Source organism: Hafnia sp., assembly GCF_036648275.1.
GTDB lineage: Bacteria > Pseudomonadota > Gammaproteobacteria > Enterobacterales > Enterobacteriaceae > Hafnia > Hafnia alvei.
This window is the reverse complement of the sequence record NZ_JAVXIQ010000001.1, coordinates 439,993-462,420: the sequence shown is the minus strand read 5'-3', so window position 1 is coordinate 462,420 and position 22,428 is coordinate 439,993. Positions and strand designations below refer to the sequence as shown.

General features: G+C 48.4%; 21 protein-coding genes, 2 tRNA genes and 1 other RNA gene. 14 read left to right on the top strand and 10 right to left on the bottom strand.

The features are described 5' to 3' along the window. Positions 1-141: 141 nt before the first annotated feature. Both galU and rssB read right to left on the bottom strand, forming a co-directional pair. Positions 142-1,053, bottom strand: coding sequence for a UTP--glucose-1-phosphate uridylyltransferase GalU (galU, locus tag RSC70_RS02340; RefSeq protein ID WP_025801181.1), 912 nt, complete (start codon positions 1,051-1,053; stop codon positions 142-144). Positions 1,054-1,267: 214 nt separating this feature from the next. Further along, a complete protein-coding gene (rssB, locus tag RSC70_RS02335; RefSeq protein WP_130998539.1) occupies positions 1,268-2,287 on the bottom strand; it encodes a two-component system response regulator RssB in 1,020 nt (339 codons plus the stop codon). A gap of 244 nt (positions 2,288-2,531) precedes the next feature. On the opposite strand from rssB, the gene RSC70_RS02330 reads away from it, so the two are divergent. From RSC70_RS02330 to RSC70_RS02295, 8 genes are all read left to right on the top strand, one after another. Next, positions 2,532-3,026 carry a YchJ family protein gene (locus tag RSC70_RS02330; protein ID WP_332541522.1) on the top strand — a complete coding sequence of 165 codons (495 nt, stop codon included), beginning with the start codon at positions 2,532-2,534 and terminating at the stop codon, positions 3,024-3,026. A 43-nt stretch (positions 3,027-3,069) separates the two neighbouring features. Next, entirely contained in the window at positions 3,070-3,918 is an 849-nt protein-coding gene (gene purU / locus RSC70_RS02325; RefSeq protein WP_332541520.1) for a formyltetrahydrofolate deformylase, read from the top strand. Positions 3,919-4,072: 154 nt separating this feature from the next. Next, positions 4,073-4,157, top strand: a tRNA-Tyr gene (locus RSC70_RS02320). Between the two features lie 84 nt (positions 4,158-4,241). Next, positions 4,242-4,326, top strand: a tRNA-Tyr gene (locus RSC70_RS02315). Between the two features lie 40 nt (positions 4,327-4,366). Beyond that, a non-coding RNA gene (locus tag RSC70_RS02310) (RtT sRNA) lies at positions 4,367-4,494 on the top strand. Between the two features lie 162 nt (positions 4,495-4,656). Then, positions 4,657-5,226, top strand: coding sequence for a TIGR00730 family Rossman fold protein (locus RSC70_RS02305; RefSeq protein WP_103009619.1), 570 nt, complete (start codon positions 4,657-4,659; stop codon positions 5,224-5,226). Positions 5,227-5,332: 106 nt separating this feature from the next. After that, positions 5,333-6,142, top strand: coding sequence for an exodeoxyribonuclease III (gene xthA, locus RSC70_RS02300; protein ID WP_025802049.1), 810 nt, complete (start codon positions 5,333-5,335; stop codon positions 6,140-6,142). A gap of 5 nt (positions 6,143-6,147) precedes the next feature. Then, on the top strand, positions 6,148-6,579 hold the full coding sequence (locus tag RSC70_RS02295) for a pyrimidine (deoxy)nucleoside triphosphate diphosphatase (protein WP_063587256.1): 432 nt from the start codon (positions 6,148-6,150) through the stop codon (positions 6,577-6,579). Positions 6,580-6,680: 101 nt separating this feature from the next. Here RSC70_RS02295 and RSC70_RS02290 read toward each other — a convergent pair whose 3' ends face one another. The 5 genes from RSC70_RS02290 to RSC70_RS02270 all read right to left on the bottom strand — a co-directional run bounded on the left by RSC70_RS02290 (position 6,681) and on the right by RSC70_RS02270 (position 11,848). Further along, positions 6,681-6,983: a DUF1496 domain-containing protein gene (locus RSC70_RS02290; protein ID WP_040045075.1), complete on the bottom strand. Its 303-nt coding sequence runs from the start codon at positions 6,981-6,983 to the stop codon at positions 6,681-6,683. Then, a complete protein-coding gene (locus RSC70_RS02285; protein WP_040045076.1) occupies positions 6,980-8,899 on the bottom strand; it encodes a DNA topoisomerase III in 1,920 nt (639 codons plus the stop codon). The genes RSC70_RS02290 and RSC70_RS02285 overlap by 4 nt, the downstream gene beginning before the upstream one ends. After that, the gene (mnmH, locus tag RSC70_RS02280; protein ID WP_332541519.1) at positions 8,899-10,032 is read right to left on the bottom strand and encodes a tRNA 2-selenouridine(34) synthase MnmH; all 1,134 of its coding nucleotides are present in this window, start codon (positions 10,030-10,032) and stop codon (positions 8,899-8,901) included. The genes RSC70_RS02285 and mnmH overlap by 1 nt, the downstream gene beginning before the upstream one ends. Beyond that, a complete protein-coding gene (gene selD, locus RSC70_RS02275; RefSeq protein WP_282814614.1) occupies positions 10,032-11,075 on the bottom strand; it encodes a selenide, water dikinase SelD in 1,044 nt (347 codons plus the stop codon). Before selD ends, mnmH begins: the two co-directional genes overlap by 1 nt. Before the next feature lie 224 nt (positions 11,076-11,299). Continuing rightward, positions 11,300-11,848 (bottom strand): NAD(P)H nitroreductase, encoded by a 549-nt coding sequence (locus RSC70_RS02270; RefSeq protein WP_332541518.1) that lies wholly within the window; start codon positions 11,846-11,848, stop codon positions 11,300-11,302. A 432-nt stretch (positions 11,849-12,280) separates the two neighbouring features. Between RSC70_RS02270 and sppA the strand changes: the two genes are divergently transcribed. From sppA to pncA, 3 genes are all read left to right on the top strand, one after another. After that, on the top strand, positions 12,281-14,131 hold the full coding sequence (sppA, locus tag RSC70_RS02265) for a signal peptide peptidase SppA (protein WP_040045080.1): 1,851 nt from the start codon (positions 12,281-12,283) through the stop codon (positions 14,129-14,131). Between the two features lie 164 nt (positions 14,132-14,295). After that, complete coding sequence (gene ansA, locus RSC70_RS02260; protein ID WP_040045081.1) at positions 14,296-15,312, top strand: asparaginase; 1,017 nt, start codon at positions 14,296-14,298, stop codon at positions 15,310-15,312. Positions 15,313-15,337: 25 nt separating this feature from the next. Next, positions 15,338-15,967, top strand: a complete 630-nt coding sequence (gene pncA, locus RSC70_RS02255; protein WP_282808080.1) for a bifunctional nicotinamidase/pyrazinamidase — start codon at positions 15,338-15,340, stop codon at positions 15,965-15,967. Between the two features lie 120 nt (positions 15,968-16,087). Here the strand turns inward: pncA and RSC70_RS02250 are convergent, their stop codons facing one another. Next, a complete protein-coding gene (locus tag RSC70_RS02250) occupies positions 16,088-16,363 on the bottom strand; it encodes a YeaC family protein (RefSeq protein WP_072307547.1) in 276 nt (91 codons plus the stop codon). Positions 16,364-16,440: 77 nt separating this feature from the next. Further along, positions 16,441-16,854: a peptide-methionine (R)-S-oxide reductase MsrB gene (gene msrB / locus RSC70_RS02245; protein WP_025802027.1), complete on the bottom strand. Its 414-nt coding sequence runs from the start codon at positions 16,852-16,854 to the stop codon at positions 16,441-16,443. Positions 16,855-17,211: 357 nt separating this feature from the next. On the opposite strand from msrB, the gene gapA reads away from it, so the two are divergent. Next, positions 17,212-18,207, top strand: a complete 996-nt coding sequence (gene gapA, locus RSC70_RS02240; RefSeq protein ID WP_038502170.1) for a glyceraldehyde-3-phosphate dehydrogenase — start codon at positions 17,212-17,214, stop codon at positions 18,205-18,207. Positions 18,208-18,308: 101 nt separating this feature from the next. Further along, entirely contained in the window at positions 18,309-19,181 is an 873-nt protein-coding gene (locus tag RSC70_RS02235) for a D-hexose-6-phosphate mutarotase (RefSeq protein WP_282814749.1), read from the top strand. An 85-nt stretch (positions 19,182-19,266) separates the two neighbouring features. Here the strand turns inward: RSC70_RS02235 and RSC70_RS02230 are convergent, their stop codons facing one another. Further along, positions 19,267-20,010, bottom strand: a complete 744-nt coding sequence (locus RSC70_RS02230; RefSeq protein WP_432707126.1) for a MipA/OmpV family protein — start codon at positions 20,008-20,010, stop codon at positions 19,267-19,269. A gap of 474 nt (positions 20,011-20,484) precedes the next feature. Between RSC70_RS02230 and RSC70_RS02225 the strand changes: the two genes are divergently transcribed. Then, entirely contained in the window at positions 20,485-22,419 is a 1,935-nt protein-coding gene (locus RSC70_RS02225; protein WP_025802022.1) for a PrkA family serine protein kinase, read from the top strand. The last annotated feature ends 9 nt before the right edge of the window (positions 22,420-22,428 follow it).

Below are 22,428 nucleotides of genomic sequence, written 5' to 3'. Positions count from 1 at the left end.
AAAGAGGTCATACATTTAGTCATTATTTACTTAGATAAGTATTTAAGCTGCCTCGTACCTTTACGCGTACCTTTGAGATAACTCGCATAAAAAAAGGATGCCGAGGCATCCTTTACAGAGTTTCTTTAACCGCTGCGGCTTTTAGTCGTTCAAATCTAACGACTTCAACCACGTGGTGAATTCTTTACCTAACGATGCGTGGCGCATGCCATATTCAACGAACGCCTGCATGTAACCCATTTTATTCCCGCAGTCATGGCTCAGACCTTTCAGGTGATAAGCTTCAACGGTTTCTTTCTTCATTAACATCGCAATCGCATCTGTTAATTGGATTTCTTCGCCAGCGCCAGGAGGGGTTTTAGACAGCAGTGGCCAGATCTCTGGCGATAGTACGTAACGACCTACAATAGACAAGTTTGAAGGTGCTTTATCGCGTGCTGGCTTCTCAACGACCGCTTTCATCGGAGTGCTCTCACCCGCCTTCAACTCAACGCCGCTGCAATCTGCGACGCCATAGTTAGAAACATCTTCCATCGGTACTGGCTCAACCATAATCTGGCTATGGCCTGTTGCTTCATAGCGAGACAGCATCTCACTCAGATTATCTTTGCTCAAATCGGAGGTGTACTCATCCAAAATCACATCTGGCAGGATAACGGCAAATGGCTCATCACCAACCAGTGGATGTGCGCACAGGATCGCATGGCCTAAGCCTTTCGCTAATCCCTGACGAACTTGCATGATGGTGACATGCTTAGGGCAAATAGACTGCACTTCAGCCAGAAGCTGACGCTTAACGCGTTTTTCCAGCATTGCTTCTAACTCAAAACTGGTGTCGAAATGGTTTTCGATAGAGTTTTTTGAAGAATGTGTAACCAGAATAATCTCGTTAATCCCTGCAGCAATGCACTCATTCACAACATATTGGATCAGTGGCTTATCAACCAACGGCAACATTTCTTTCGGAATGGCTTTGGTGGCTGGCAACATACGTGTTCCTAGCCCTGCGACAGGTATAACAGCTTTTCTGATTTTTCTTACTGACGTTGACATACAACCTCTCTAATCGTTTAGCTCCGTGTTCATATCCATTTTATTTGGCGGATATGAATGCTAATTTCCAGCGCGAGTATACCAGTTAGTAATTTGTGCGCATTAAATTCAAAGTAATTACAGACCGATTGAGGATATTACAAGCAACCGGCCTTTTAGATAAATAACGACTCATTAACTGATTAAATTAAAAAGCAGATAAAACTGAAAAAAATCAGTGTTGCGGTGACGTCAGCATTAAACGCAGATGCCCACCCGCGCCCCAGATTTGGCTCTGCCAATGGCTACACCGCTGGCTAACCTGATTGATGTGAATTGATCCCATTGTGCCCAAAGGTACACCGCTATTAAGCTGGATCAGGTTATCACCTGCATGAATCTTGGCATGCAAACCAGCAGAAACAAGAATGAGATTCTGTTGCTGAACATGATAATACCCAGCCAGCAAAGGAAACTGCCCATCAAGATTTGCTTGACGCAACAGATGATTAACCTGTTTAAGAATGGTAGACATTTGGGGCAAGCGCAACTCTTGGTGAGCCAGCTGTTCTTGCAGCAACCCGTTAAAAATCGCCCGTACCATTAATGCTGCCAAAATGCCATTCTCTCCCGCCCGCGAAACATCTAAACAATAGAATGCAAGATCTTTACTGGATAACGGCGCTATATCTAACACCAAGCCTGAAGTATTCAGCGAAGTGAGTTGTCGATAATTTACCTTACAACCACAAATGGTTTGTTGAACCGGTGGCTGTAACTGTTTAAGCAAACGCGCCGCATATTCAGGATCTTGGCTTAATAGCTCCCAATCATGGATAAACTCATCTTTCTCTAAGGCCGGGGATTCGAATAGATCGGGATAAAAGCAGGATAAAAGCGTTTCCTGCAATCTGCTGAGGTCGGTTATGGGCTTGAGCAATACATCACGCACGCCAAGACGCATCGCATTTGCAACGTCAGCCATTTCTTCAGTCGCAGAAATCACGACGACCGGCGTTTGAAAACCCCGTTCTCTTAATCGTTTAATAAACTCGATCCCGCCCATTTCTGGCATCGCAAGATCACAAAGAATTACGTCTGGAGTGAACTCATCCAATAAACCTAAGGCCTCTATTCCATTGGCTGCTTCTTGAATCAAAGCGCCTTGGGATTGGAGGTATCCGGCAAGTACACAGCGAAAGACAGGATCGTCTTCAACGATCATTACTCGCTTACTTTCCAGTGGCAGCGCCATTAAGAACCTCCTTTCACTAGTGCTCCTTCTATTTTGGCTCAAGATGTCGCCTTGTGCTGCATAGATATTTCTGGAATGACGCGTTTTGCGCGCCATTACGCACATTTAACTAAAAGGCCTATTCGTTACAATTATTTATTAGCTGATGATTCAGAATATTATCTCAACGTCACGCCCTCGTAGCGGCTGAGATAAGGATTCGATACCATAGCCTCAATTCGTCTTTTGATAAGGTTCGACCGCAATGATATCTGCACCGCACACTCAGCCTGATAGCCACTCACCTTGCCCATGCCAAAGCGGCAATATGTTTGCCCAATGCTGCGAACCTATTATTAGCGGACAACGTATAGCCGCTGAACCTGAACAACTGATGCGCTCACGCTATACCGCCTATGTGGTGCGCAACGTCGATTATCTGGTGGAAACTTGGCACCCAGAATGTGGAATGGATAAGCAACGCGCCGCGATTGAAGATAGTTTTGCAGATACAGAGTGGCTAGGGTTAACGATTGTTAAAACTGCCAGCGGTAAGAACAGCGATGAAGGCTTTGTTGAATTCTTCGCGCGCTACCATTCTGAGGCCGAAAATCAAAATAATTCGATTCATGAATGTTCGCGCTTTATTCGTCTGGATCAACGTTGGTATTATGTGGATGGAACCAAGCCGCAAGTAGGTAGAAACGATCCCTGCCCTTGTGGTTCTGGCAAAAAATATAAGAAATGCTGTGGTCAATAAGATCATCCGCAATAATAAAAATATCTAGACAGGAAACCAACACATGTCACAACCCGTTATTCAACGCAAAGTTCTCCGCACCATCTGCCCTGATGCGAAAGGGCTGATCGCCAAGATCACCAACATTTGCTACAAACACCAGCTCAATATCATTCAGAATAATGAATTCGTTGACCATCTCACCGGTCGCTTTTTCATGCGTACCGAGCTGGAGGGCATTTTCAACGATGAAACGCTACTGGCCGATCTAGATGGTGCACTTCCTTCAGGTTCTGAGCGCGAGCTTACGGTATCAGGCCGTCAACGCATTGTGGTACTTGTCACCAAAGAGGCACATTGCCTTGGCGACTTACTGATGAAAAGCGCCTTTGGGGGCTTAGACGTTGAAATTACGGCGGTCATTGGCAACCACTCGACGCTGCAATCGCTGGTTGAGCGTTTCGATATTCCCTTCACGTTGGTCAGTCATGAAGGCCTCTCACGCGAAGAACATGACGCCGCCATGGTGGCTGAAATTAAAAAACATACGCCAGACTACGTGGTATTAGCGAAATACATGCGAATATTAACGCCTGACTTCATCAGTCATTTCCCTAATCAGATTATTAATATTCACCACTCTTTCCTTCCCGCATTCATTGGCGCGCGCCCTTATCACCAAGCCTATGAGCGCGGCGTGAAGATTATTGGCGCAACCGCGCACTTCGTTAATAACGATCTGGATGAAGGCCCAATCATCATGCAAGACGTTATTAACGTCGATCATACTTATACCGCCGATGAAATGATGCGCGCAGGGCGCGACGTTGAAAAAAATGTGCTTAGCCGAGCGCTGTACCGCGTGCTGGCACAGCGAGTATTTGTTTATGGGAATCGTACAGTTATATTCTGATTGACGGTTTTTTCTCTGCTTTTTGTTCACACAAAAGGCGTTAAGTGCAAAAAAACGGCAAACAAAATATTTTTTGTCTCCCAATGCTTTACAGCGCGGCGCGATTTGTTATTATGCGCCCCGCTTCCGGTGATAACGGAGCGATTAAAAATCTGGTGGGGTTCCCGAGCGGCCAAAGGGAGCAGACTGTAAATCTGCCGTCTCAGACTTCGAAGGTTCGAATCCTTCCCCCACCACCATCTTCTCTTTCAGAGTCGATAAAAAGCTGTCAGCCACAGCTTTCCGGAGAAAACCGGACAACAATTCGCAACCACGAATTTCGTGGTGGGGTTCCCGAGCGGCCAAAGGGAGCAGACTGTAAATCTGCCGTCTCAGACTTCGAAGGTTCGAATCCTTCCCCCACCACCATCCTTTCTTAGCTTTACAATCCCAAACAAATATAAAAATCGCATATTCCCCACGGGGAAGGTCGAGAACCTTCGATTAAGGTTTGAGTTGAGCGTAGCGAAACAACGTCGCTTGCGACGGCCCGCAGGGCGAAGAGCGTAGCGATGAGTCATCCTTCCCCCACCACCATCCTTTCTTAGCTTCACAATCCCAAGCAAATATAAAATCGCATATTCCCCATGGGGAAAGTCGAGAACCTTCGATGATGATTTCCTGTTCTCCATCATCTCCTTGAATTCCTAACACCAATCCGCTATACCACTGCTTTTCTCTTCAGCAGTAGGATATGTCATGCGTAACAATATCTGCGTTTTTTGCGGCGCCAGTGAAGGTACTAATCCAGCCTATTCCGATGCAGCTAAATTGCTTGGCCGTACACTTGCTCAGCAAGGCCGTCGCTTAATCTATGGCGGCGGCAGCAAAGGGCTCATGGGCGTGTTAGCCAATGCGGTACTTGACGCGGGCGGTGAAGTGCATGGCGTCATACCACAGCGTTTAGTGGAGGCAGAAACCGCGCACTACGGCTTAACATCTTTGGATATTGTTCCCGATATGCATACTCGCAAAGCTCGTATGGCCGAGCTATCTGATGGATTTATTGCCTTGCCTGGCGGGATCGGAACCTTGGAAGAATTATTTGAAATCTGGACCTGGAGCCAAATCGGCTACCACAATAAGCCTATCGCACTCATGGACGTTGCTGGCTATTACCAAAAACTGATCGAATTTCTACGCTACAGCGCCCAGCAAGGCTTTGTTCGTCAACAGTATGTCGATACGCTGGTCTGTTTAGAAGATCCTGCGGTGATCCTAAAAGAATTCGACCACTATCAACCACATAATTTGAACCGCTGGGCATAGTGACTGAGCGTAATTTTTGAATTGGTAGGCTTTCTGCTACTATTCATTCACAACTGTTGTTTAACAACGCTTTGTTAACCAGAACGCTTCAATATGGCCTGCACTTATGAAATTTATCTCTTTTAACATCAATGGACTGCGTGCCCGTCCACATCAACTTGAAGCCATCATCGCAAAGCATCAGCCCGATGTGATTGGCCTGCAAGAAACCAAAGTTCACGATGATATGTTCCCATTGGCTGATTTAGAGCATCTGGGATATCACATTTTCTATCATGGTCAGAAGGGTCATTACGGCGTTGCATTGCTGACGAAGGAAAAACCACTGGCCGTACGCAAAGGCTTTCCAACCGATGAAGAAGATGCGCAGCGTCGTATCATTATGGCCGATATTGCTACGCCGACCGGCGTGCTCACGGTTATCAACGGTTATTTCCCTCAGGGCGAAAGCCGTGACCACCCGATCAAATTCCCGGCGAAAACTAAGTTCTATCAAGATTTGCAGAACTATCTTGAGTCTGAACAGACCCCAGCGGGACAAGTGATCGTGATGGGTGACGTAAACATTAGCCCAACCGATGATGACATTGGTATCGGCGAAGAAAACCGTAAGCGTTGGTTACGCACCGGGAAATGTTCATTCTTACCCGAAGAGCGCGAATGGATGGATCGCCTGAAAAACTGGGGGCTCATCGATACTTATCGCCAAGCCAACCCTGAACGTAACGATCAGTTCTCGTGGTTCGACTATCGCTCGAAAGGCTTTGATGACAACCGTGGTCTGCGCATAGATTTAGTTCTGGCAAGCCAACCGCTCGCCGAAAAGTGCATTGATACCGGAATCGACTACGAAATTCGCGGAATGGAAAAGCCTTCCGATCATGCGCCAATTTGGGCTGAATTTAAGCTGGCATAATAGAAATGACCGCATCTCATAATACGATCGATGTCGTTGCCGCCATTATTGAGTCTCGAGGCAAAATCTTATTAGCCCAGCGAGGGGCAAATAAAGATCAGGCAGGTTTGTGGGAGTTTCCCGGCGGTAAAGTCGAGATGGGTGAAACTCAGCCCGAAGCGCTGTGCCGTGAGCTGGCAGAAGAGTTGTCAGTAAGGTGCAGCGTGGCAGATTACGTCGCCAGCAGCACGCTGAGGCTTGAGAACAAAACTATCCACCTGCATGCTTGGCGTGTGCAACATACCGAGGGTGAATTCATCGCCAACGAGCATGCAGCGTTGGTATGGGTGACGCCACAGCAGGCTGAGTCTTATGATTTAGCCCCTGCTGATATTCCCTTGCTATACGCTTATCAACAGAAGTTAGCGCAGTTATCGCAACAAGACGATGATGCGTAAGTAAACAAAAAGGCCAGTGTTAAACGCTGGCCTTTATACTATAAATTGCCCCACCCTAAATAACCTTGGGCTTTTCGCAGCGGCCTGTTAACGTTGTGGCATTAACCTTTTTTCAATACAACCCATTTGAGATTATTGGTGCTCAATACATTTTTATCCGCTGAGCACTGCAACAATACCCCTTCAGCCTTCACCACCGCGCCTTCTGAATAGCTACGGTTATCATAAATACAGCAACGTGGGCAGTTCACATTGCTATCGTTATTACTATAGCCACCGGTGTTATTCAGGATTTCTGGAGAAACTGGAACAACGACATCAATACCATTGTTGCGATTTGCCATCGCCGTGGCGCTGAGCAGTACCAACGGCAATACCCAGAATCCTATCGCACTCTTTTTCATGCCTTGTTCTCCTTTGCTTTTGGCTTATATTTTCGCTTGGCGCTTTTTTCCGCCGCCGGAGGTAAACCGCGAAACGCCTGAGGATTTCGATTGCTTCTCGCCTGATCGATAAGCTGATACAACGTGCCCACCAGCGGCTGCATAAAGTCCTGATAGCGTCGGTTTTTTTCACTGATTTGAGTCAGCGTAGCTTCCCAATCAGCGGTCATATCGGGCCGAGCGGCAATTTCAGGCAAGCAGTGGATCAATGCTCTGCCCGCTTCTGACGAATGTATATAGCGACCCTTTTTGTACAAAAATGTACGCCGGAACAATAATTCTATAATTCCGGCTCGTGTTGCTTCGGTCCCTAAACCATCGGTCGCTCGTAGGATTTTCTTTAGCTCTTTATCTTGCACGAAACGCGCAATACCCGTCATGGCCGATAATAACGTGGCATCGGTGAACGGACGCGGTGGCTGAGTTTGGCGTTCCATCAGCTCGCCTTTCTCGCACAGCAACTCATCACCTTTAGCAACCACCGGCAGCGGAGAACCTTCATCCTCATCATCTCGCTCTTTGGCACCCAGCAACGCTCGCCAGCCTGCTTCAGCAAGGAAGCGCGCTTTGGCCACAAACTTACCGTTGGCAATATCTAAATCGATAACGCATTTACGGTACATCGCATCAGGACAAAACTGCATCAGATATTGACGCGCCACCAAGGTATAAATTTTGCGTTCATCGTCGCTTAAGTTGATATTGCCAGCACGCGCGGTCGGGATAATCGCATGGTGAGCATCAACCTTTTTATCATCCCAGCAACGATTGCGTCTGTCGGGATCAACGGCAGCAACCTGCTGTAGTTCAGGAACATGAGAGGCGATTGCGTTCATTACGGCATGACGCCCAGCAAAATGCTCTTCGGGTAGATAGCGGCTATCAGAACGAGGATACGTAATCAGTTTGTGGGTTTCATACAGCCGCTGGCAAAGATCTAATACCTGCTGCGCGCTTAGGTTAAAGCGTTTAGAGGCTTCAATTTGCAGCGCAGATAGCGAGAACGGCAGCGGTGCGGTTTCTGATTCCCGTTTATCATTATAGCCGGTGACAATGGCTGGCTGGCCTTCAATCCGTTTGATAACGTGCTCAGCCAGAGCCTTATTCAGCAAACGCCCCTCTTCATCCTGATGAGGTTCACACGATTCACTCGGTATCCACATCGCCGTAAAACGCTCTTCCGCGGGCGTCACGATGTGGGCTTTAACTTCGTAGAAGTCTTTGCTGACGAAATTTTCAATCTCTTCGTCACGGCGCACCACTAAACCTAACACGGGCGTCTGCACACGACCTACCGACAGCACACCGTTATAGCCCGCATTTCGGCCCAAAATGGTATAAGCACGGGTCATATTAATGCCGTACAGCCAGTCCGCACGCGAACGGGCCAGCGCGGACACGCACAGCGGTATAAAATCACGGTTATCACGCAACCGCGAAACCGCACGCTCTACCGCTTGTGGGTTTAAGTCATTGATCAGACAGCGCTGTACGGTTTGACGTTTTTCGGGAGCCAGTTCTAGATAATCTAAAACTTCGTCCACCAGCAATTGTCCTTCGCGATCGGGGTCTCCCGCGTGAATAACTTGCTGGGCATCCCCCAGCAATCGTTTAATCACGTTGAGCTGCTTGGCAACAGAAGGTTTGGGCTTTAGCTGCCATTTTTCAGGCACAATCGGCAGATCGGCTAAGTTCCAGCGCGCATAGCGTGTGTCGTAAGCATCTGGCTCTGCTTGTTCAAGCAAATGACCAATACACCACGTGACAGTGTCACCGGAACCACAAGAGATATACCCGTCACCACGTCGGTGAGGTTTTGGCAGCACGTCGGCAATCGCGCGCGCCAGGCTTGGTTTTTCCGCAATAAACAGACGCATCAGTCACCGTAAGTCTGGCTGGTCGCCAATAAATAGTCCTTAACTTCCGAGTAATTGCCTCGGAAGACAATACGCTCCGCTTTCTTTTCCAGTTGATAGCGGTACATCGGGTCATAATATTCTTGCAGCAACGGTACCAGCCACGCGAGATGCCCATCGCTGATGCGCGTTTCACGCTGCTGAATAAGCGCCTGCTCTAGATAGAGTTTAAGTTTAGTATAACGTTCCATGCCCAAGCGCTTGCGGATCGCAAACAAACCGTGATGCAGGTATTCAACGTAATTATCCCAACCTAATTCTCGGCCGTAGGCACGTTCAAACTCAACGCGCATCAGGTCAATGTACTCTTCCTGCAATCGGATGATGCGTGTTTCAAAAGGATCGTCCACCACCGCAACCGGCGCTTTTTGCATTTGATCATAAAAACAGATCGGCAGATGATTTGAGCCAATAATTCGCCCTTCATCTTCAAGGAACCAGTGACGTATGCCTTGATCTTGTTTCTTGAGTAAATCCACGGCCAGACGATTTTCAAAATCGACCTGACTGCTTTGTTTGACCAAGGTGCGGCCAAACGATGAACCACGATGATGGGCAACACCTTCTAAATCGATACCCGCCGCCAGCTCGCGCAGCATACGGGTTTTACCACTGCCGGTATTGCCACCAATAAGCACCATTGGCAGCAATGATGCTTGTTCGGTGGCGTTCATCGCAAAGGTGCGCAGAGCTTTATAACCGCCCTCAACAAGAGGATAGTCCACCCCGCTTTCATGCAGCCACTGCTGAACGATGTGTGAACGTAACCCACCGCGAAAACAATAAATATAGCCTTCGGGGTGACGAGCACATTGTTCGCGCCATGCAGCTAGACGAGCATCGCGCACCGCACCATAAACCAGTTCATTACCCAGTTTTATCGCGGCGTCCTGACCGTGCTGTTTGTAACAAATACCAACGGCTTCGCGCTCGCTGTCTAACATAAGCGGCAGATTTTGCGCGCAGGGAAATGCTCCCTGAGCGAACTCAACGGGAGCACGAACATCAATTAGCGGGATATCATCAACCAGAATACGATGGTAATCCACGCCGTTGGCTCGCGAGTTAACGCGTGGATTGGACGGCAAAACCATTACTGCACCTCAATCAGAGGCTGTTCTGGCTGGCGCGGATGGAGCTCACCGATGGCCGTTAGCGTTAGTCCAAAGCGATTGGCTACGTCTTGAATCTGAGCTTCTGCTTCGGGTAAAACAGCCAGCAATAAGCCACCGGAGGTTTGTGGATCGCACAACAATTTGCGCTGCAAATCCGTCATTTCACCCACCAGATGGCCGTAGCTTTCAAAGTTACGACCTGTACCGCCCGGCACGCAGCCTTCATTGATGTAGCTTTCGACATCAGGCAGTTTCGGTATTTGATCAAACCAGATAGTGGCTTGTAAGCCTGAGCCTTGGCAAATTTCGCTCAGATGCCCCAGAAGGCCAAAACCAGTCACATCGGTCATCGCCGTAACGCCAGCAATATCGGCGAAATCTGTGCCCGGTTTATTGAGCTGACACATGGTCTCAGTGGCAACGCCCTGATGTTCTGGACGCAGCTTGCTTTTCTTCTCAGCGGTGGTTAACACGCCAATACCCAGCGGTTTGGTCAGATAGAGCTTACAGCCCGCCTGCGCAGCGCTGTTTTTCTTCACACGATCGGTACTCACCATGCCGGTAACTGCTAAGCCAAAAATCGGCTCCGGCGCATCAATCGAGTGACCACCAGCCAGTGAAATGCCCGCCTGTTGGCAAACAAAGCGTCCACCTTCAATCACCTGCTGGGCGATTTCTGGTGCAAGCTTATCGACCGGCCAACCGAGAATAGCAATCGCCATAATCGGTTTTCCGCCCATCGCATAGATATCACTAATCGCGTTGGTGGCGGCTATACGACCAAAATCAAAGGGATCGTCAACGATCGGCATAAAGAAGTCGGTGGTACTGATGATCCCAACCCCGTTACCGATATCATAAACGGCGGCATCGTCACGCGTTTCGTTACCTACCAACAGGTTAGGGTCAACAAATTTAGCGTGTTCGCTGTGCAGAATGGTTTCTAACACTTTAGGGGAGATCTTACATCCACATCCCGCCCCATGGCTGTACTGAGTCAAACGAATGGCTGGCGCAGTCATATCTACTCCTTTCCATCTAATTTATGGGTGCTATGTTAGCGCTTGAAGCCGAACTTAGTAAGGGAGTGAAGGAAATACCGGAAAGATCTGTGGAATAAATCGCGTGATTGCACAGTAAACCAGCAAAATAGTTTTCTGCTTAAGATTTTTTGGTGGGTATCGCAAGATAACGTTCACTCTGCGGCGAGCCATTCGCTGCGCGGCAGAGTGAAAATGACAGTCGTTTAAAATGCGCTGACGAATTGGCTACTGTCGAGTGGTGCTACACGCGGAGACTTCAGCTGTGGCGTTCCGAGATACAGAAATCCAACGATTTCATCTTGTTCGCGGCAGCCAAAGGCCGCACGAACTTTCTCATCGCTCGTCCACTTTCCGGTACGCCAAATACCGTTAAATCCTTGCGCCTGCGCCGCCATCTGCATGGCCATAACGGCACAACAGGCTGATGCCACCTGCTCCCAATGTGGGACCTTAGTTTCCGTATTACAGTGAGCTACGACGGTAATAATCAACGGCGCACGGAACGGGGCATTTTTCGCTTTTTCAATGCCCTTTTCATCTAATTGTTCTTCCACGGCAATGCCATGTAATAACGCGCTTAAACGCACCTGACCTTCACCTTCAACAGTGATAAAGCGCCACGGCTGCAATGTTCCGTGGTCTGGCGCACGTAAACCCGCTTGATAAATGGCTTCTAACGCATCACCGGTAGGCGCCGGTGCGGTCAAACGTGAAGCTGAACGGCGTTGTAATAATATTTCCAGCGCATCCATAACGATCTCCGAAATTATGCTGTTTCCAATTGATAATTGTTATCAACATTATCACGATTTGTTAACCTAGACATTATCGTTTTTGCATCATGAGCTGCGCTATCAGCGCTCACCCATATGAAAAGCAAAAGCTATAAGAACCATTTATGCTTGTTACAGTAAAATACGGCACGACAACCCTAACTCTGGCATAGTGCGAGAATCGCAAAATGCTGATGTTTTTAAAAACTGATATTCTTAAAAAAAATACGGTCAAAGACATAATACCGGTCGTTTAAGAGATCGAGATACACGGGTCTACCACACCGCGGGGCGCTCCGGCGGCTTACGCCGCTACGACCCCATCGGTGTGCTCCCCCTAAAATCAAGCTTAAGCAGCCAGCATTAGTTATAAGCAAAACATAAGACAACCCAATTTTATATGGAGAGCACATGCACTTTTTGTGGAGATGCATTTCAGGCGTATTTCGATGGACTTGGCGAATACTGAATTTTATCCGCGAGTTTATTTTGAACGTATTCCTGATCCTACTGATTTTGGTTTGTGTGGGAATTTACTTCCAGATGCAAACCAAACCCGTCGAGCCGGTTAAAGGCGCCCTGCTGGTTAACCTGACCGGCGTCGTGGTCGACAATCCTGCCATCAGCAACAAATTTAGCCAGATAGGCAGAGAATTGCTGGGCGCGAGTAGCAATCGGCTACAGGAAAACTCGCTGTTTGACGTGGTGGATATGATCCGCCAGGCCAAAACCGACCCAAATATCACCGGCATGGTGCTATCGCTTAATGATTTTGCCGGTGCGGATCAACCTTCGCTGCAATATATGGGTAAAGCGCTGCGTGAGTTCCGTGACAGCGGTAAACCTATCTTTGCCACTGCCGATAGCTATAGCCAAGCGCAGTACTATTTGGCGAGCTATGCCAACAAAATCTATCTGTCACCGCAAGGCGTAGTCGATCTGCACGGCATGGCCACCAATAACCTTTACTACAAAACCTTGCTCGATAAACTTAAGGTCAGCACGCATATTTTCCGCGTTGGAACGTATAAATCTGCCGTTGAGCCGATGATCCGCGACGATATGTCACCTGCGGCACGCGATGCGGATAATGAGTGGCTTAGCGGTATGTGGAACAACTACGTCGCAACCGTTGCCGCAAACCGTCAGATCACTGCGGAACAACTGTTCCCTGGCGCAGAAGGCGTATTGAAAGGCCTACAGGCGGTAGGTGGTGATACCGCTAAATATGCGCTAGACAATAAACTGGTCGATGGTTTGGCTTCGCGTTCAGACGTCGAAAATCTGTTTACCAAAGCCTTTGGCTGGAATAAAACCACCAAAGATTTCAGCGCCATCAGCATGTATGACTATACCCCACCGGCGGAGAAGAAAAGCGGGAGCGAAATCGCCGTTATCTTTGCCGATGGTGCCATTATGGATGGCGAAGCAACACCGGGTAACGTAGGTGGCGATACCACTGCGAACCAGATCCGCGATGCGCGTTTAAATCCTAAGATTAAAGCCATTGTTCTACGCGTAAACAGCCCTGGCGGCAGCGTTTCTGCCTCTGAGGTCATTCGTTCTGAACTGGCTGCTGCACGCGCTGCGGGCAAACCAATAGTCGTTTCCATGGGAGGCCTTGCCGCTTCTGGCGGTTACTGGATCTCCACTCCGGCTAACTACATCGTCGCAAGCCCAAGCACGTTAACCGGTTCTATCGGTATTTTCGGTGTGATTAACACCTTCGAAAATACGCTCGATAGCATTGGCGTTCATACCGACGGCGTGGCGACATCACCATTGGCTGACCTCACGGTAACCAAAGCGCTGCCTGAAGCTTTCTCGCAGATGATGCAAATCAACATCGAGAACGGCTATAAAAACTTCATCACGCTGGTAGCCAAAGCGCGTAACAAAACCCCAGAGCAGGTAGATGCTATCGCTCAGGGCCGCGTGTGGTTGGGTACTGATGCGAAGAAGAACGGCTTAGTCGATCAACTGGGTGATTTCGACGACGCAGTCACCAAAGCGGCAGAGCTTGCCAAGCTGAAAACTTACCAACTGAACTGGTTTGTTGAAGATCCAAGCTTTGGACAGATGGTGTTAGGTCAGTTAACCGGTTCGGTGCAAGCGGCGTTACCTTCCGCCGTACGTGCCATGCTGCCGGAGTCTTTAGTGCGTATTTCTGCGCTGCTGAAAGATAAAACCGACTGGATGTCCACCTTGAACGATCCACAAAATCGCTATGCGCTGTGCATGAGCTGCGGTGATGTGAAGTAAAAATAGAGAACTAAAATGCGGGCCCACCAAATTGATTAAGCCATTATTCTGGTTTATCGGCTTGGTGGGCTTTTTTTATTTGGCGTTCGCCCTATAATCCACTCCATCTCTAGGCCATTGCGCTTAATCCACCGCGAAAATCTCGCCACACAGAATCCTAAGCCATGCAGAAGAAATCCATTTACGTAGCCTACACCGGCGGTACCATCGGCATGCAGCGTTCAGAGAATGGCTACATTCCTGTTTCGGGCCACTTGCAGCGCCAATTGGCCTTGATGCCAGAGTTCCATCGTCCTGAAATGCCTGACTTCACGCTTCATGCCTACGAGCCGTTGATCGATTCCTCGGATATGACGCCGGAAGACTGGCAGCACATTGCGAATGACATTGAAGCCAACTACGACAAATATGATGGTTTCGTGATCCTGCATGGCACCGACACCATGGCGTTCACCGCTTCTGCCCTGTCGTTTATGCTCGAAAACCTCGCGAAGCCGGTCATCGTTACTGGATCTCAGATCCCGTTGGCTGAGCTACGCTCAGATGGGCAAATCAATTTGCTCAATGCGCTATATCTAGCCGCCAACTATCCGATTAACGAAGTTTCGCTGTTCTTCAACAACAAACTGTTTCGCGGCAACCGCACCACTAAAGCGCACGCCGACGGTTTTGATGCTTTTGCGTCACCTAACTACCCGATGTTGCTTGAGGTCGGAATTAATATCCGTCGTATCGCGCCACTGATGACTCAGTTGCATAATGCGCCGCTCAAGGTTCATCAAATTACGCCGCAACCGATTGGTGTGGTGACGATTTACCCAGGCATTTCAGCCGATGTCGTGCGTAACTTCTTGCGCCAACCGGTCAAGGCTCTGATCTTGCGTTCTTACGGCGTTGGCAACGCTCCGCAAAAAGCAGATTTACTAGCCGAATTGCAGGAAGCCTCAGATCGTGGGATCGTGGTGGTTAACCTGACCCAATGCATTTCAGGCCGCGTTAATATGGAAGGTTACGCCACGGGAAATGCGCTGGCGCATGCGGGCGTAATCAGCGGTTTCGACATGACGGTTGAAGCAGCGCTAACAAAACTGCACTATCTGTTGTGCCAAAATCTCAGCCCTGAGCAAATTCGCGAATTGATGAAACAGGATCTTCGCGGAGAGTTGAGCATCACCGACTAAGAAAAATTAAAAAAAGGAACTGCCAATGTCAGCCGCATTATTGCTTATCGATTTACAGAATGACTTTTGCCCGCAGGGCGCACTGGCAGTCTCCGAAGGCGATCGGGTAATTCCTATCGCTTTGGATGCGATTAAACAGGCACAGCAAAACAGCGTGCCGGTTATTGCGACTCAAGATTGGCATCCCGCGCATCACGGTAGTTTTGCTAGCCAGTCTGGGGGAAAAATCGGTGAGATGGGCGAGCTGGCAGGCTTAGAACAAATTTGGTGGCCCGATCACTGTATTCAAGGTTCCGAAGGCGCTGAGTTTCATCCGTTGCTGAATGCCGCCCATTTCGATCACATCGTACATAAAGGCACCGACGCCTCTATCGATAGCTACAGTGCTTTTTTTGACAATGGTCGCAGAGCCTCAACTGAGTTGCATCACTGGCTGCAAAGGCATCAAATCAACACGCTCTATATGATGGGGCTAGCCACAGATTACTGCGTAAAATACTCTGTGATGGATGCGCTGCATCTGGGTTATCGCGTAGTGGTGATTACCGACGGTTGCCGTGGCGTCAATATCAAACCCGAAGACAGCAAGATTGCGCTCCAGCAGATGCAAACCCTTGGCGCAACGTTAATGACGTTAAGCGACGTCAAATTCTAAAACGTTTTTATGCTTATGTGCTCGGGGCGGGAGTTTATTCAACACCACCGCCCTATCGTCTTCGCATCGCCGCACTATGCAATCCAAGGCTGTGCGCGCAAAAGTGATACAAATAAAAATTTATGCTTCGGGCTTTAAGCGAATAATGGCATCGCGCTCAAAGCCTTTCTTAAAGTCCTGCTTACTTTTCATTTCAATTTGCCCCTGCGTGTTGATGCTCATGTGCTGAGGATCGGTGTTATGGCGCGACTGCCATAGCATCACCATTTGCAGGCTGTTTTCTTTTTGCTCTGGCGTCAAACTCACGCCGTCAGGCCATTTGCCGAGTTCGACCGCAGTTGCCAAGCGTTGATAAATTTCTGGCGTCATCGCCGACAGCAAATCGTCAAGTTCCATTTTAAACCTCGCTTAATATGCACTTTGCTGAATCGTTTCTTCTGCGCTATAATAAGCACATAGAAAAGAGTTTGTTGTTAGCCCTGAGTCTGTTTACCGGAGTCTTCATCGGTGAAGCTAAGCGATGCAGAGTTTACGCAATAGCGGTCGCCGGTAGGCTGTGGTCCATCAGGGAAAACATGGCCAAGATGCGCATCACAGTGAGCGCAGCGAATTTCAGTACGCTGCATGCCGTGTGAGTTGTCTTCAAGGTAGCGGATAGCCTCCGCGCTAACGGGCTGGTAGAAGCTAGGCCAGCCGCAGCCAGAATCGTATTTGCTGTTTGAGTAGAACAGTGGACTGTTACAACACAGGCAGTGATAAATGCCTTCTTGTTTATTGTGTAACAGTTTACCGCTAAAAGGCGGTTCAGTGCCCCGCTGTTGTGTGACGTAGCGTTGCATTTCAGTTAAGTCATTCGGGTGTTGTGCAGAGAAATCGTCTTTAGCCATTTGTGCGTTCTCGAAGAGTTGTTTTTGGTTATCATTGATCACTTTTTTTGGCGATTAATTATAACAAACAGTTAACAACGGTTCAGCCAAATTTGGTCTAAACTGTTTAGCGAATCGGCGGCGGCCTCATTTTTGTGATGAGCATCACAAATGAAAGTCGAGATGGCTTGAGACTCAGATGACTGCCCCCATGTATAATCCGAAACAGAGTGTTAAATGGAAGCGTGTGATATGTGCTCAGCCAAGGCTTCGCTTTGATTTACAGCAATAATTGACACGATTCCGCTTGACGCTTTATAAGGTTTTTGTAATTTTACAAGCAACCTTTTATTCACTAACCAATAGCTGGTGGAATATATGACTATCAAAGTAGGTATCAACGGTTTTGGCCGTATCGGCCGTATTGTTTTCCGTGCTGCTCAAGAACGTTCTGACATCGAAATCGTTGCAATCAACGACCTGTTAGACGCTGAGTATATGGCTTACATGCTGAAGTACGACTCTACTCACGGTCGTTTCAACGGCACTGTTGAAGTTAAAGATGGCCACCTGGTCGTTAACGGCAAAACAATCCGTGTTACCGCAGAACGTGATCCGGCTAACCTGAAATGGAACGAAGTCAACGTTGACGTTGTTGCTGAAGCAACTGGTCTGTTCCTGACTGACGAAACTGCACGTAAGCACATCGCTGCTGGTGCTAAGAAAGTCGTTCTGACTGGTCCTTCTAAAGACAACACCCCAATGTTCGTAATGGGTGTTAACGATAAGACTTATGCTGGCCAAGATATCGTTTCTAACGCATCTTGCACCACTAACTGCCTGGCTCCACTGGCTAAAGTTCTGAACGACAAGTTCGGTATCGTTGAAGCACTGATGACTACCGTTCATGCGACTACCGCAACTCAGAAAACCGTTGATGGCCCGTCTCACAAAGACTGGCGCGGCGGCCGCGGCGCATCCCAGAACATCATTCCTTCATCTACCGGTGCTGCTAAAGCTGTAGGTAAAGTAATCCCAGAACTGAACGGCAAACTGACTGGTATGGCGTTCCGCGTTCCTACCCCTAACGTTTCTGTTGTTGACCTGACTGCTCGTATCGAGAAAAAAGCAACTTACAAAGAAATCTGTGCTGCAATGAAAGCTGCGTCTGAAGGCGAGCTGAAAGGCGTACTGGGTTACACCGAAGATGACGTAGTTTCTACTGACTTCAACGGCGAAGTTTGCACTTCAGTATTCGATGCTAAAGCTGGTATCGCGCTGAACGACAACTTTGTGAAACTGGTTTCTTGGTACGATAACGAAACTGGCTACTCAAACAAAGTTCTGGATCTGATCGCTCACATCTCTAAATAATTTAGCGATGAGAAGTTGATGAGAGGGCGACATTTATGTCGCCCTTTTTTTTGGTTTTTTGCACCTAGCATATGAAGGCCAATCTGATGTCACAACAAAATTTGTCTGAAAAAATCTTCACCCTGCCCGTTCAAGAACAAATCACTCCGTACATTTCTCAACGCCAAATCGACGAACTTCCTGTTGTCGTAGTTAATCATCCCAAAGTTCGCGCTGCTGTCACCCTGCAAGGCGCGCATTTACTCACTTGGCAGCCTTCTGGCGAGAAACCTGTACTGTGGTTGAGCAGCGAAACCGCGTTCAAAAACGGCGTAGCGATTCGCGGTGGTATTCCTATCTGCTGGCCTTGGTTTGGGCCAGCTGGTCAGCCAGCGCACGGTTTTGCCCGTAACCTGCCTTGGACACTCACCGCGCATGATGAAGATGAAAGCGGCGTGATCTTAACGTTCACTCTTGAACAAAGCGCTGAAAGCAAAAAACATTGGCCGCATGACTTCTGCCTGATTGCACGATTCAAGCTCGGCGAAGTATGCGAAATGGAATTGGAGTCTCACGGTGAATACGAATACGCCGCCGCGCTTCATACCTATTTCAATATCGGTGATATCACCCAGATTGACGTTAGCGGTTTAGGCTCGCCATACATTGATAAAGTCAATCCAGGCACCGGCGAACAGCAGGGTAATTTGACCTTTGCAACGCGTACCGACCGTATCTATACCAAGCCTGAGCCATTTAGCGTCATCACGGACAAAGCGTTACAGCGCGTGATTGAAGTACATCACCATAACAATACAGATGTCGTGGCATGGAACCCGTGGTCTGAGCTTTCTGTGAGCATGGCCGATATGCCTAACGATGGTTACAAAACCATGGTTTGTGTTGAAACTGCGCATGTCACTAGCCCGATGAAAACCTCAGCGAATACCCCGTCACGACTTTCCGTGACGCTGCGTGCGCGCCCTCTGCGCTAACCTCCGCATTGCCGCTTAGCGCTAATTTAAGCGTATAAAAAAGGGACGCCTATGCGTCCCTCATTTTCAACAACCCAGCCAACGCTTAGAAGGTGTAAGTCACACCCGTCCACAGCAAGCCAGTGTAGTTCTTATCAATCATTGGGCTATCTTTCACTTCATCGCTCAGGCGGATATAACGCCCGGTGAAGAACGCATTCCAGCTGCTATTAATCTGGTAGCGAGCCGTTAGCTCAACATACGGATTCCAGCTGTCGCTTGCGCTATAGCGCTTGTAGCCACTGCGGTTTGATTCGCTGCCGCTCACGCCAAAGTAGTAATCATTTTGGTTAGAGCTGTTCCACGTCACGCCCGCGCCTGGTGTAAATGACCAGTCTCCGGCTGTAATTGGGAACAAATAAGCCGCATCGGCGATCAGGCCGTTGCTGTTATCCAAAATATCGCCGGCGAATGAGGTACGAATGGAGCCCCAATCTTCTTTGTGGGTGTAAGAAACCCCCGCCATCACGGTGGAGTGACGGTTGCTCAACTGCTTCATGTGACGATCGTCGCTATCGCTCGCCTTGAAGTGTAATGGGTTATAAAAAGCCATCACGCTCAGTTGGTTCTGTTCATCTTTCCACAGGTAATAACCGGCGGTCAGGCTGCGAAAGTAAAAATCATCACCTTCATAGTTGATGATCGGAACAGGATATACGCGATCGTTATTACCGCGATAAGGGTCTGGGCTGACTAACGCAGAAGCCCCCAAAGACCACGTTCCGGCCTGAGCGGCACTTGTAGCAGCCAACACGAGCAGCCCTAGCGTAGTTAATTTTAAAGTTTTCACGTTTATGGTTTGTCCCTAACTAAATTGTCTATAAACAACGCGCTGATTGTAGACCAAAAACTTGTTTTAAGTCGATTTTTTACAATTTTCTAGGCAGTTTCGGAATCTTTACATCTGTCGAACAGGCTGCGCCGAAACATCACTATTTTTTACGCTTAGGTCACGATATCGTTCGTTGTACAAATACCTTTAATAAATATTTGTTGTAGTGAATTCGTCGAAAATATTGGCAGAGCCATGTACTTTTTAGCATAAACCGTAGATTTATCGCTTTTACAGCACTCTTCCTCAGCATTTATATCTAAATGCTTTTCATCATACCGATAAATTTTATACCGATCTTACCTGCTGGTAACTTGACCAACTGATGAAAGCCGCTCATAACAATATGGTAACAGTTTCAAAATTTTAACCCCCAAAATGAAGACTGTTACTTTTTTTGTTCCCAACCATTTTATCAGGACGGGCATCGCTATGAACATATTTGACCACTATCGCCAGCGTTATGAAGCTGCCAAGGACGAAGAGTTCACACTGCAGGATTTCCTTGCTATCTGCCGTCAGGATCGTAGCGCCTACGCGAACGCCGCTGAGCGTCTGCTTATGGCTATCGGCGAGCCTGCCATGATCGACACCGCGCTTGAATCACGCATGTCGCGTTTGTTCTCGAACCGGGTCATAGCCCGCTACCCTGCTTTTGAAGAATTCTATGGCATGGAAGAAGCCATCGAACAAATCGTGGCGTACCTCAAACATGCCGCGCAAGGTCTGGAAGAGAAAAAACAAATCCTGTATCTGCTGGGGCCGGTCGGCGGTGGTAAATCATCACTGGCGGAACGCCTGAAAGCGTTGATGCAGCGCGTGCCAATCTATGTTCTCAGCGCCAACGGTGAACGTAGCCCAGTTAACGATCATCCTCTGTGCCTGTTCAATCCACAGGAAGATGCCAATATTCTGAATAAAGAATACGGCATTCCTCCGCGCTATCTCGGCACCATCATGTCACCGTGGGCGGCCAAACGCCTGCATGATTTTGGTGGGGACATTACCAAGTTTAAAGTTGTCAAAGTATGGCCATCTATTCTGGAACAGATCGCCATCGCTAAAACCGAACCGGGCGACGAGAATAACCAAGATATCTCTGCGCTGGTGGGTAAAGTTGATATTCGTAAACTCGAAAATCATGCCCAAAACGATCCTGATGCCTATGGTTACTCCGGCGCACTATGCCGCGCAAACCAAGGGATGATGGAGTTCGTGGAAATGTTTAAGGCGCCAATCAAAGTGCTGCATCCGTTGCTAACCGCAACGCAGGAAGGCAACTATAACGGCACCGAAGGAATTTCCGCCCTGCCTTTCAGCGGCATCATTTTGGCGCACTCCAACGAATCGGAATGGGTGACGTTCCGTAATAACAAAAATAATGAGGCCTTCCTTGACCGTGTTTACATCGTCAAAGTGCCTTATTGCCTGCGCGTGTCTGAAGAGATGAAAATCTACGACAAGCTGCTGCGCAACAGCGAACTGGACCACGCACCGTGCGCGCCGGGTACGCTGGAAACGCTGTCACGCTTCTCTATTTTGTCTCGACTGAAAGAGCCGGAAAACTCCAGCATCTATTCAAAAATGCGGGTATATGACGGCGAGAGCCTGAAAGATACCGACCCGAAAGCCAAGTCCTATCAAGAGTATCGTGATTATGCCGGCGTTGATGAAGGCATGAATGGGCTATCTACCCGTTTCGCGTTCAAAATTCTGTCGCGCGTTTTCAACTTCGATCATAGCGAAGTGGCGGCTAACCCAGTTCACTTGTTCTATGTATTGGAACAACAAGTTGAACGCGAGCAGTTCCCTCAGGACGTTGCAGAGAAATATCTGGAGCACCTGAAAGGTTATCTGATCCCGAAATACGTGGAGTTTATCGGCAAAGAAATCCAAACCGCCTACTTAGAATCTTATTCTGAGTACGGACAAAATATCTTTGACCGCTATGTCACGTATGCCGACTTCTGGATCCAAGATCAAGAATATCGCGATCCTGAAACCGGTCAGCTATTCGATCGCGAATCCTTAAATGCGGAACTGGAGAAAATTGAAAAACCGGCAGGCATTAGCAACCCGAAAGATTTCCGTAATGAAATCGTTAACTTCGTGCTGCGTGCCCGCGCTAATCACAACGGACATAACCCGAACTGGACGAGCTACGAAAAACTGCGCACCGTTATCGAGAAGAAAATGTTCTCGAATACCGAGGAACTGCTGCCAGTTATTTCGTTCAATGCCAAAACCTCGACCGATGAACAGAAAAAACACGACGATTTTGTCGACCGTATGATGGAAAAAGGCTATACCCGCAAACAGGTTCGCCTGCTGTGTGAATGGTATCTGCGAGTAAGAAAATCATCATAATGCGCGTAA